Raw genomic sequence first — 11,794 nt, forward strand, 5'->3', positions numbered from 1 at the left:
TTTGTACTTGTTGTGGAATACGACGGTTGTGTCTTATTGCACCAGCAACAGCGCCCCAGAAACGAAGGCGAAGATGAGCACGAAACGCCTCAGGCGCGTTTCATCGAGATAATTGCGCACCCAGTTGCTGGCGATCACGCCCAGCGCCAAAGGCAAGCACAGGGCCAGCACCGGGGAGACTTGCTCGGTGTGCAAATGCCCGCCCAGGGCCAATACCACCAGGGAGATCACCTCCCCCACCAGAAAGCACAGGGCGACAGACCCTCTCAAGGTGGCCACCGGCGAATGCTGATACACCAGGGCAAGGGGCGGGCCACCGACTCCGGTGGCGGTTTCGGTGATGCCGGTGATGACACCCGTCGAAATCAGCGCCCGCCGCCCTGGCACGAAGGACGGCGCCATCCAGGTGACCAGGCAGGCCGCGATGGTCGACAAGCCGATGAATACGTTGAGTTGCGAAAGCGGCAGCCAGAGCAAGATCCACACACCGCCGAAGGTGCCGGCGAAGCGCCCCAGGGTGATCCACGAACTGCCCCGAAAGTCGATCGCACGGCGTTCGCGCCAGGCAACGGCAGCGTTCAACGGCAACATGAGGATCAACAGACTGACCGGTAGCGTTTCGGGCGCCAGCAAGCCCATCACCGGGGCCACGATCAGCGCGAAACCCATGCCCGTTGCACCCTGGATGAGCGAGCCGCAGGCAACGGCGACAGCGATGATGTAGAGGGGGTCGAAAGGTAGATTCATTGTCAACTCGTTCCAGTGGAGTCACGCCACGGTCGGCAGGGGATGCACTTTATGGATGGGGGCCTGGTGCACGACGCTTCTGGCCAGCTCATCCACCTGGCGCATCAGCGCGCGGGCGTCCCAGTCTGTCGGCCAGCCTTGCCACAGGCGCACCTTGCCCTGCACCACCACGGCCTGGATCTGGTCGCGGTTGGCGAGCCGGACCAGGTCCCAGCTGAGGTTCCATGAGGGCAGCAGCTCCGGCACTGCCAGGTCCACCAACAGAAAATCCGCCGCCCGGCCTGGGGCAATGCGCCCGGTCGACTGGCCCAGGCCCAAGGCATCGGCGGCATGGCTGGTGGCCATGTCGAGCCACAGCTGGCCACCGCCACACACCGCGTCGCCAACCGCCAGCCCATGGGCGAAGCGTTGCGCCGCCTCGGCGTAATCAAGCAGGCGGAAGCCGTCACCGCGGGTGCCGTCGGTGCCGAGTGCCACCGGAATGCTCAGGCAATGCATCAGGTGCGCCTGGGCCACCGCATTGCCTTTCCAGGCACTGGCCACCGGGTTGTAGCTGACCGCGGCGCCGCTATCGCGCAACAGGCAGAGTTCGTTGGGCGTGAGCAGGGTGGCGTGGGCAAGCAACGCCCCAGGCCCGAGCGCGCCGGCCCGGTGCAGATGCTCCAATGGACGCACACCATAGCGCTCGAGCGAACGCTCGACGGCGACCAGATGCTCGTTGACGTGGCTCTGGAACACCCTGCCCGCTTCATGGCACAGCCGGTAGACCGCCCCCAGCGTGCTGTCGGTGGCAATTTCCGGGATGGGGATCGCCAGGGAAGGCGTGATCAGCGGGTCGTTTTCCCATGCCGACAGGTGGTGTTCGGCCAGCGAAAGCACCTGCCGGGCATCGAGCACCCGCTCACCTTCAAGGTCGTTGCAGGTTTTGGCCAGCACGCAGCGTATGCCCACTTCGTGCGCCGCCTGGGCGATGGCCTCGACGCCTTCCTTGGAACGGGTACCGGCATCGCAGACCGTGGTGAACCCGCCGCGCAGCGATTCGAACGCGGCCAATTTGCTGGTCAGGTATAGCAGGTCGGTATCGAGCGAGCCTTCGAGGGGTATCCACACCCGACGGAAGATTTCCGAAGGTTCGCCGAACACCAGCCCTTTGCCGAAGCTCTGGCTGAGGTGGTGATGGGTATCGATGAAGCCGGGCATCATCAATTGGTTTTCCAGCCGGCGCACCGCATGGCCTGGGTAGCGGCCCTGCAGCAGCGCCAGGGGGCCTGCATCGGCAAAACGGCCATCGACCACCAGCACGGCGTGATCGCGGCGCGGCCCTTCAGGCAGCAGCAGCCAGTCAGGCGCCAGCAGTTGGCCGGCAGCCATCAGTTGTTCAGGCGAAACCGCCACGTGATTGGAAACAGTGCAGTTCATAGGTAGGCCTTGAGTGTTCGAATCAGGGATGGATGACGTTTGCCTTGGCGTCCGCCGAGCGGGCGGGCCTGCCAGTGCAGTGAAAGAGGAAGTTCATGACGGCCGCAGTGACCGCGCCCATGGCGACTCCGTTGCCGAGCAGGCCGGCCAGGCCACTGGGAAACTGGCTGTACACACCTGGGACGAGAATCGGCAGCAAACCCACCGCGAGGGCTATCGACACCACGTACAGGTTGCCGTGGCTGCGCAGGTCCACCTTGCGCAGCATGTCGATGCCCATGGCGCCGACGATGGCGAACACGATCAGGCTGGTGCCGCCGACCACGGCTTCGGGCACGCCTTCGATCAGGCGCGCCAGCGGTGCCAGCACGGCAAACAGCAGCAGCAACATGCCGGAAACGGCCGTCACATAGCGTGAGCGCACCTGCGTGGCACGAATGACGCCGATGTTCTCGCCGCTGGTGATGATCAGCGACGTGCCCATGAAGCCGCCCAGGATCGAGGTCAGTGCGTCCCCGCGGATGGTACGCACCACATCACGGTCCACATCCAGGGGTTTGTCCACCGCCTCGCTGATCGCCACGGTCTGCCCCGTGGCTTCGACCATGGAAACCAGGCAGAACAGCATCAGCGGGATCGAGGCGAACAGGTCGAAGTGCGGCACGCCAAACGGCATGAATGCGGGGAGGCTGAACAAGGGGTAGACACCGCTCCCTGAATAATCGAAAGCGCCCAGCGCCACGGCCAGCAAGCTGCCCCCCAGCAGCCCGAGCAGAATCGACAGTTGCGCCAGCATCCCACGCAACAGCCGTGCGCAGACCACGGTGATGGCGATGGTGGCGAAGGCCAGCAGCAGTTGCTCAGGCGCGGCGAAGTGGCTGCTGCCGGGTTGGCCGACGATCAACTGCCCCGACAGCTTGATCAGGTTGACCGCCACCAGCAGCAACATGGTGCCGACCACCACGGAAGGAAAGAAACGCAACAGGCGTCGGAACAGCGGCAATACCAGAAAGTACAATGCGCCCGTGAGAATCACCGCACCTGATGCGGTAGCCACCCCGTTTTGCTGGGCGATCAGAATGAACAGCATGATCGGCGCGCCGCCCGGCAGCATGATGAACGGCAGCCGCGCACCGCACCCGCGCAGGCCCAGCGACTGCACCAGCGTACCCAGGCCACAGACCAGGAAGGTCGCGCTCAGCAACTGCAGGGTCAGCTCGGCGGAAAAGCCCAGCGCGGTGGCCATCAGGAACACCGAGGCAATCGGCGACGCTGCCATCACCAGCACGTGCTGGGCACCAAACATCAACAACTGGCGCCAGGGCAGGCGCTCATCCACAGGGCAAACCGGCGTGTTTTCGTGATTCGGCATATCCCACCTCAGGCTGAGCCACCCGCAGCGGCCCATTGAATTATTGTTATTTGGAGCTGGACGGAATCCGCCTGGAAAATGAGGGCATTTACCAGACCAAATCGATTTCTAAACTACACCAAATCGATTTGGGTGGAATCTAGACCCAACCCCTGACCGTGTCAACGTCTGCTCAGCCAAGGACAGCGAGTAGCCGCTGACTTTGCGGCAGCGTATAACTGCGGCCAACGTTTCAAAGAGCCACCCTGCCCATGCCCAGCAGCCCTTCACGCCGCCCCACCATCGCCGATGTCGCCGACGCCGCCGGCGTTTCGCGCACCACCGTTTCCCACGCCTTGAACGACCGCGGGCAGGTCGACCCGCAGACACGGGCAATGGTCAAGGCCGTCGCCGAGCGCCTCGGCTACAGCCCCAACTTGCGCGCACAGCGCCTGCGCACCGGCCGCGCCAATGCCATCGCCCTGCTCTCGTCCATGCCATTCGCCGTGGCCGGTGGGTCGTCGCGCCTGGGCTTTCTGATGGAGATCGCCGCCACTGCGACCGAGGCGGCCATGCGACAGGGCGTGGCGTTGGTGCTGGTGCCACCGATGGACGAAGCCCAGGCGCTACTGCACACACTCGACATCGACGGCGCGGTGATCATCGAGCCGGTGGCCGACGACCCGAACGTGGCCTGCCTGCTCAAACGCGGAGTAAAGATGGTGACCATCGGGCGCCAGCCCGAGGCGCAAGCGGCGCTGCCGTACATCGACATGCATGGCGAACAGACCGGGGCGCTGCTGCTGGAGCACTTGCATCGACAGGGCGCACGGCACATCGGCCTGATCATCGGGGAACAGGCCAGGCACTCCTACCTGGATATGGAACGGGCCTACCGTGCCTACTGCACGCGCCACGGCCAGGTGGCGGCAATCGTGCGGGCCGACGAAGGCGGCGGTGAAGCAGCGGGCGCAGCGGCATGCCTGGAACTGCTGCAGGCGCACCCCGGCATCGACGGTTTGTGCGTGCCGGTGGATGCCTTTGCGACAGGCGCCGTGCGCGCACTGCAAGGCAGCGGCCGCAAGGTCCCGGAAAATGTGAAAGTGGTTACCCGCTATGACGGCCTGCGCGCGCGCGAATGCGCCCCCCCCCTGACATCGCTGGACATGCACCTTGAAGACGTGGCCGCGCTGGCCATCGAACTGCTGTTCGAACAGGTCAACGGCACCGGTACGCGCGACCGCATCCATGCTCCCATGCCCACCCTCATCGCGCGTGACTCAACCCGGCAACCCTAGCCCTGCCAACGTTGCCTCGTACATTTTCCACGTTCCATTGACGTAATTTTCACGTGTTGCAGATTAGCGTCACGGCCTTTCAGGCAGCACGCCCATTTGGCGGCCGCCATGGTTCTACGAGGCAAACGTGGCAAACACTGCATCCCCATCCACGCCCAAACGCGTGGACTGGGCCGGCCTGGGCTGGCTCCTGCTGTTCTTCTGGTATTTCTCCGGCGTCACCCAGGCGCTCTTGCTGTTCAGTGGCACGACCGGCTTTGCCGGCTTCCGTGACGCCTTGTTCCTCAGCACCCTGTGGCTTGCCCCGGTGTTGTTGTTACCGCGTTTCACCCGCGCCACCGCCGCCGTCATCGGTCTGGTGCTGTGGGCTGCCTCGCTGGTCGGGCTGAGCTACTTCGGCATCTATCGCCAGGAATTCTCGCAAAGCGTGATCTTCGTGATGTTCGAGTCGAACACCGCCGAAGCCGGGGAATACTTCAGCCAGTACTTCAACATCTGGTTGATGCTGGCGCTGCTGCTGTACACCGTGGGCGCCGTGCTGCTGTGGAAACGCATTCGCCCGGTCACCCTGCCGCTGCGCAGCCGCCTGCCCGTGGTGGTGCTGTTGCTGGCTGCCAACCTGGTGTTCCCGTTCTACAAGCAGATGGTCAAGCAGGAACGCAACTTCGCCGATGCCGTTGAGAAGGTCCAGCAACGCATGGAGCCGGCGGTGCCCTGGCAACTACTGGTGGGCTACAAGCAGTATCGCCAGCAGCTCGACAACATGCAGGGCCTGCTGGCCAAGAACGCTGCGCTGCCGCCCTTGCAGCAACTCAAGGACAGCAGCGGTGACACCCCGCGCACCCTGGTACTGATCCTTGGCGAATCGACCACCCGCGAACACATGCACCTGTATGGCTACAACCGCGACACCACGCCCAACCTCGACGCCCTGGCGGCCACCGACAAGGGCCTGACCGTGTTCAGGAACGTGGTTTCGCCGCGTCCGTATACCATCGAGGTCATGCAGCAGATCCTGACCTTCGGCGACGAGCAGAACCCCGACCGGTTCCTGACCGACCCGTCGCTGATCAACCTGATGAAACAGGCAGGCTACAAGACCTTCTGGATCACCAACCAACAGACCATGACCAAGCGCAACACCATGCTCACCACCTTCTCCCAGCAGACGGACGAGCAGGCGTACCTGAACAACCAGCGCAACCAGAACGCCAGGCAGTACGACGACGTGGTGCTCGCCCCCTTCGAAAAGGCCCTGCAGGACCCGGCGAAGAACAAGTTCATCATCATCCATCTGCTCGGCACGCACATGGACTACCGCTATCGCTACCCGAAAGACTACGCACACTTCACCGACCGCCAGGGCGTGCCGAGTGCGCTGAGCGACAGCCAGGTAGAAACCTACAACTTCTATGACAACGCGGTGCGCTACAACGACTACGTGGTATCGAGCCTGATCAAGCGCTACTCGGCCACCACGCCCAATGGCTTCCTGATGTACCTGTCGGACCACGGCGAGGACGTCTACAGCTCCGGCAAGCATGACCGCCTGGGCCGCAACGAAGGCGCCCCGACCCGCCCGATGTACACCATCCCGTTCCTGCTGTGGACCTCCCCCAGCTGGCAGGCCGACCACCCTCGTGACCTCCAGGCCCAGGCCAACCGGCCCTACAGCAGTTCACACCTGATCCACACGCTGTCGGACCTGGCCGGGTTGAGCTATGACCGCTTCGAGCCGGCGAAGAGCCTGGTGAGTTCGCAGTTCGCTGTCGCGCCACGCTGGATCGGCGACCCGTACCGCAAGGATGGGCTGCACGAGTTCGACCAACTGCCCCTGGACAAGGCCGAACGGGTGCAGGAAACCGCAGGCATCAGCCAGCAGCAAGCGGGCAAGCACTGAGCCATTACCGCCTACTCAAAGCCAGCCGTGCGGCAATCTGGGTAAAACCAGACCTGTCGCACGGCCCCTCCCCTGCACGACCTTTTCCCAGCGCCCTTGCGCGATCCCCACAGGCTTGCATTTTATATATGGAAATTCGTATATTCGATTTTCCATATATATAAGGCCCAGCCATGATTACCCCACCCGAGGTCTTCAAAAGCTTGTCCGACGAGACTCGCGCCCGCGCCACGCTGCTCATCGCCCGCCTGGGCGAGCTGTGCGTCTGCGAGCTGATGTGCGCCCTGGATGACAGCCAACCGAAAGTCAGCCGTCACCTGGCACAACTGCGCAGCAGCGGCCTGTTGCTCGACCGCCGCCAAGGCCAGTGGGTTTATTACCGGCTAAACCCTGAACTGCCTGCCTGGGTGCACGATGTGCTGAAGGTAACGTTGCAGGCCAACGAACAATGGCTGCAAGCCAACGCCTCACGCCTGCAGAACATGAACGGCAGGCCGCTACGCGACACTGCCTGTTGCTGACCGATCCCACGAGGAGCCTTCCATGCGAGTCCTGTTCATGTGCACGGCCAACAGCTGCCGCAGCATCTTGTCCGAAGCCCTGTTCAACCATATGGCACCCGTCGGGTTCGAGGCGATCAGTTCCGGCAGCTTCCCCAAGGGCCAGGTGCTGCCGCGCAGCCTTGTCACGCTACAGCAGGCCGGTATTTCCACCGAAGGCCTCAGCAGCAAAGGTAACGACGCTTTCGAGGACAACCCGCCCGATATCGTCGTCACCGTCTGCGACAAGGCCGCCAGTGAAGCCTGCCCGGTGTACTTCGGCCCCGCGCTGAAAGCTCAGTGGGGCCTGGAGGATCCGTCCGATGTCACCGGCGACGAGGCCTCCATCGATGCCGCTTTCGGCGCCACCCTCGCGCATATCGAAAAACGCTTCCAAGCCTTCTTCGCACTGCCTTTCAACGCACTCGACCGCGACCAGCTCAAGCGTGAGCTGGAGCGGATCGGCACGCTCTGAGCAGGAGGAATCCCATGCCAGAAGAACTGCCCAACCTCGACCTTTCACTGTTCGATCTGCCGCCAGCTTCGACCCGCAGCAGCGACCACAAGCCGCGTATCCTGTTGCTCTACGGTTCGACCCGGGAACGCTCCTTCAGCCGCCTGCTGGTGGAAGAAGCCGCACGCCTGCTCGAACACTTCGGTGCCGAAACCCGGATCTTCAACCCTTCCGGGCTGCCCTTGCCTGACGATGTGCCCGTCGAACATCCCAAGGTGCAGGAGCTGCGCGACCTGGTGCAGTGGTCCGAGGGGCAGGTCTGGTGTTCGCCGGAGCGCCACGGCGCACTGTCTGCCGTGTTCAAGGCGCAGATCGACTGGATACCCCTGGCACTTGGCGCAGTTCGCCCTACCCAGGGCAAGACCTTGGCGGTGATGCAGGTGTGCGGTGGGTCGCAGTCGTTCAATGTGGTTAACCAGCTGCGGGTGCTGGGGCGCTGGATGCGCATGTTCACCATCCCCAACCAGTCCTCGGTGCCCAAGGCCTACATGGAGTTCGATGAGGCTGGGCGGATGAAGCCTTCGGCGTATTACGACCGGGTGGTGGATGTGATGGAGGAGTTGGTGAAGTTCACCCTGTTGTTGCGTGATCGGCAAGACTTTCTGGTAGATCGGTACTCGGAGCGTAAGGAGAGTGCCGAGGCGTTGTCTTCGCGGGTGAATCAGCGGGCTATCTGATCGGGTGATTTGAAAGCCGCACTTGTCAGGCACTATTTTGATGGCCGCAGTGGGCGAGTCATGGCGTGTGGGCTCGTATTCCAATACAACCCACACATCTGGATGTACGCCCCACTCCCGCAATTCCGAAGTTCTTCTTTTCCGAGCTTGACATCAAATGCAAATTTGATGACGTCAAATGCAAATTTGATGACGTCAAATGACAAGAGCAGAAGTCGTTTCATCTCCAACACTTGCGGCAAAAGAAAACACTCCACCGGCCTGTTGCGGTTCTTGAGTAATGCCGGCGACGGTGGGTGATCTTTTTTATCCATTTTTGGCACTGCCCCTGCGGCAGCCCACCCATGAAAAAAAAGGTCATGCACCAATGACATCTCGCACGCTCTTGAGTCGCTGGTTCGCCATCGCCGCCTTGGCGCTCACAAGCCTGTCCCTGCCGACTCTGGCATCTGCCAGCGACAAACCGAACATCCTGGTTATTTTTGGCGACGACATTGGCATCTCCAACATCAGCAAATACAGCCACGGGATGATGGGCTACAAGACCCCAGGCATCGACCGATTGGCGAACGAGGGGATGATGTTCACCGATTACTACGGTGAGCAAAGTTGCACTGCCGGACGTGCCGCATTCATTACCGGCCAGCATCCGGTGCGCACCGGTCTTACCAAGGTGGGCATTCCAGGCTCGCCAGTGGGTATCCAGAAGGCCGATCCCACTCTGGCCGAACTGCTCAAACCACTGGGCTACATGACCGGCCAGTTCGGCAAGAACCACTTGGGTGATCGTGACGAGTTCCTCCCGACCAACCACGGATTCGACGAATTCTTCGGTAACCTCTATCACCTCAATGCCGAGGAGGGGCCAGAAGACCCCGACTGGACCAAGAATCCCGACATCGACAAATTGATTCACCCGCGCGGGATCATCCATAGCTTCGCCGATGGCAAAGTCGAGGATGTAGGCGCACTCAACAGCAAGCGCATGGAAACGGTCGATGAGGAGTTCCTGCAGGCGTCGAAGAACTTCATCGACAAGGCCGTGAAGGCCGATAAACCGTTCTTCGTCTGGTTCAACTCCAGCCGCATGCACTACTACACGCACATCAGCGACAAGGCAGTGGGCAAGTCCGGGCAAGGCTTCTATAACGACGGTATGGTCGAGCATGACGGGCACGTCGGCCAATTGCTCAAGCAACTCGATGATCTGGGCATCGCCGATAACACCATAGTGCTCTACACCACCGATAACGGCGTGCACTTCAACCAATGGCCCGACGCCGGCATCACCCCTTTCCGTGGCGAGAAGAACACCAACTGGGAAGGTGGCTTCCGGGTTCCGGCGGTAGTGCGCTGGCCGAGCCATATCCAGGCTGGCAGTATCTCCAACGAAATCATGTCCGCCCAGGACTGGCTGCCGACACTCATGGCTGCAGCCGGCGTCAATGATGTGAAGGAGCAACTGCTCAAGGGTTACACCGCAGGGCCCAAGCAATTCAAAGTTCACCTGGACGGCTACAACTTCCTGCCGTACCTGCAAGGCCAGGCCGACAAGGGACCGCGCAACGACTTCTACTACTTCAGCGATGACGGCCAGTTGCTGGGCATGCGCGATGGCGACTGGAAGATCGTGTTCGCAGAGCAGCGTGCACAGCGTTTCGACGTCTGGCGCGACCCTTTCATCGAGTTGCGAATTCCCAAAGTATTCAACCTGCGCCGAGACCCATTCGAACGTGCCGATACCGACTCCAACAGCTACAACGTCTGGTGGGACAAGAAGGTCGCCGTGGTGGCCCTGCCAGCGATGATCCGGGTGCAGCAGTTCCTTGGCACCTTCAAGGAGTTCCCGCCGCGCCAGCGCCCGGCTACTTTCACCGTCGACCAGATGGTGGAGAAGTTCATGACTTACCAGAACAAAACGCAGTAAATCCTGCGCGATAACTGCGAGGCCCGCCAGTACGACTGTGCGGGCCTATCGTATTCTTCCGCCAGTCACGATGGTGGAAACACTCGATCCGCACAGGGTACTCCAATCCATTTCGTCGATCGCGCCTGGGTCCGCCAACTCGGTCTCTCGTCGCTTCGCCCAGCCTTGAGCAGCCTGCTTGCAGGCGAATGTCCGAGAGTATTGGTAGACTAGGACACCCTTTTTCTTGAGGCGGATCTGAACGGTATAGCTAACCGTTCCATCGGCCTTTTTCCTTGCTCTAATCGTTGCCATGATTTTCGGTTATACGAGCGTGGCTGGCGGTGTTACTTCGATTAACCGTCACACCAAAACCGCCCGAAAACCTGAAAAATGGTACAACCTGTGTAGACCAGAATGCCCCTAGAATCAGCCTCAAAGCCACAAACCACGCGCCCTGAGCCGTCCCGCCGCTTCAGCGTTGCACCGATGATGGATTGGACAGATAGGCACTGCAGATTCTTCCTGCGCCTGCTCTCCAAGCACACCCTGCTCTACACCGAAATGGTCACCACCGGCGCCCTGCTGCACAACGACGCCCACCGTTTCCTGCGCCACGACGTGTCCGAGCACCCGCTGGCCCTGCAACTGGGCGGCAGTGTGCCGGCCGACCTGGCGGCCTGTGCGCGCCTGGCCGAGGACGCGGGCTATGACGAGGTCAACCTCAACGTCGGCTGCCCGAGCGACCGAGTGCAGAACAACATGATCGGTGCCTGCCTGATGGCCCACCCGGCGCTGGTGGCCGATTGCGTGAAGGCCATGCGGGATGCAGTGTCGACACCGGTAACGGTCAAGCACCGCATCGGCATCAATGGCCGCGACAGCTATGCCGAGCTGTGCGACTTCGTCGGCCAGGTGCGTGAGGCGGGCTGCCGCAGTTTTACCGTGCATGCGCGGATCGCGATTCTCGAAGGGCTATCGCCCAAGGAGAACCGGGAGATTCCGCCGCTTCGCTATGACGTGGCAGCGCAGTTGAAGGCGGACTTCCCTGACCTGGAGATTGTGCTCAACGGCGGGATCAAGACCTTGGCGGAGTGCCAGGCGCATCTTGAGACGTTCGATGGGGTGATGCTGGGGCGCGAGGCATACCACAACCCATACCTGCTGGCAGAGGTGGATCAGCAGCTGTTTGGCAGCGATGCGGCAGTGGTCAGCCGTAGCGAGGCGATGGAGCAGTTGCGGCCTTACGTCGTTGCGCACATGGAAAATGGGGGGGCGATGCATCACATCACCCGGCATATTCTCGGGCTCGGACAGGGGTTCAAGGGCGCGCGGCGGTTCCGGCAGTTGCTGTCGGCGGATATTCACAAGGCGGCGGAGCCATTGGTGGTGTTCGATCAGGCGGCGGAGTTGTTGCAGGGGCGCTGAGCTTTCACGCTCCCC

11 protein-coding genes and 1 pseudogene are annotated in these 11,794 nt (G+C 61.9%); 7 read left to right on the forward strand and 5 right to left on the reverse strand.

Annotation, left to right across the window (positions count from 1 at the left end):
• Positions 1-33: 33 nt before the first annotated feature.
• The 3 genes from KU43P_RS18565 to KU43P_RS18575 are packed head-to-tail and all read right to left on the reverse strand — an operon-like array spanning position 34 to position 3,538.
• Positions 34-747, reverse strand: a complete 714-nt coding sequence (locus KU43P_RS18565; RefSeq protein WP_317658920.1) for a sulfite exporter TauE/SafE family protein — start codon at positions 745-747, stop codon at positions 34-36.
• 21 nt (positions 748-768) lie between these two features.
• Complete coding sequence (locus KU43P_RS18570) at positions 769-2,166, reverse strand: amidohydrolase family protein (RefSeq protein WP_317658921.1); 1,398 nt, start codon at positions 2,164-2,166, stop codon at positions 769-771.
• Positions 2,167-2,188: 22 nt separating this feature from the next.
• On the reverse strand, positions 2,189-3,538 hold the full coding sequence (locus KU43P_RS18575) for a uracil-xanthine permease family protein (protein WP_317658922.1): 1,350 nt from the start codon (positions 3,536-3,538) through the stop codon (positions 2,189-2,191).
• 251 nt (positions 3,539-3,789) lie between these two features.
• Between KU43P_RS18575 and KU43P_RS18580 the strand changes: the two genes are divergently transcribed.
• The 5 genes from KU43P_RS18580 (at position 3,790) to arsH (ending at position 8,445) form a co-directional block, all read left to right on the forward strand.
• On the forward strand, positions 3,790-4,815 hold the full coding sequence (locus KU43P_RS18580) for a LacI family DNA-binding transcriptional regulator (RefSeq protein ID WP_317658924.1): 1,026 nt from the start codon (positions 3,790-3,792) through the stop codon (positions 4,813-4,815).
• A gap of 127 nt (positions 4,816-4,942) precedes the next feature.
• Positions 4,943-6,715, forward strand: a complete 1,773-nt coding sequence (locus tag KU43P_RS18585; protein ID WP_317658926.1) for a phosphoethanolamine transferase CptA — start codon at positions 4,943-4,945, stop codon at positions 6,713-6,715.
• 173 nt (positions 6,716-6,888) lie between these two features.
• Positions 6,889-7,236 (forward strand): metalloregulator ArsR/SmtB family transcription factor, encoded by a 348-nt coding sequence (locus KU43P_RS18590; RefSeq protein ID WP_317658927.1) that lies wholly within the window; start codon positions 6,889-6,891, stop codon positions 7,234-7,236.
• Between the two features lie 22 nt (positions 7,237-7,258).
• Positions 7,259-7,729 (forward strand): arsenate reductase ArsC, encoded by a 471-nt coding sequence (locus KU43P_RS18595; RefSeq protein WP_317658928.1) that lies wholly within the window; start codon positions 7,259-7,261, stop codon positions 7,727-7,729.
• A 14-nt stretch (positions 7,730-7,743) separates the two neighbouring features.
• On the forward strand, positions 7,744-8,445 hold the full coding sequence (gene arsH / locus KU43P_RS18600) for an arsenical resistance protein ArsH (protein ID WP_317658929.1): 702 nt from the start codon (positions 7,744-7,746) through the stop codon (positions 8,443-8,445).
• 32 nt (positions 8,446-8,477) lie between these two features.
• On the opposite strand, the gene KU43P_RS18605 is transcribed toward arsH, so the two are convergent.
• Positions 8,478-8,819: a hypothetical protein gene (locus KU43P_RS18605; protein WP_317658930.1), complete on the reverse strand. Its 342-nt coding sequence runs from the start codon at positions 8,817-8,819 to the stop codon at positions 8,478-8,480.
• On the opposite strand from KU43P_RS18605, the gene KU43P_RS18610 reads away from it, so the two are divergent.
• Entirely contained in the window at positions 8,813-10,372 is a 1,560-nt protein-coding gene (locus tag KU43P_RS18610; RefSeq protein WP_317658931.1) for an arylsulfatase, read from the forward strand. The genes KU43P_RS18605 and KU43P_RS18610 overlap by 7 nt on opposite strands.
• A gap of 114 nt (positions 10,373-10,486) precedes the next feature.
• Here the strand turns inward: KU43P_RS18610 and KU43P_RS18615 are convergent.
• Positions 10,487-10,666, reverse strand: a pseudogene (locus KU43P_RS18615) (site-specific integrase); the annotation flags it as partial.
• 102 nt (positions 10,667-10,768) lie between these two features.
• Here KU43P_RS18615 and dusA point away from each other — a divergent pair.
• Positions 10,769-11,779, forward strand: a complete 1,011-nt coding sequence (gene dusA, locus KU43P_RS18620; protein ID WP_317658932.1) for a tRNA dihydrouridine(20/20a) synthase DusA — start codon at positions 10,769-10,771, stop codon at positions 11,777-11,779.
• Positions 11,780-11,794: the final 15 nt, after the last annotated feature.

The organism is Pseudomonas sp. KU43P (genome assembly GCF_033095865.1).
Classification (GTDB): Bacteria; Pseudomonadota; Gammaproteobacteria; order Pseudomonadales; family Pseudomonadaceae; genus Aquipseudomonas.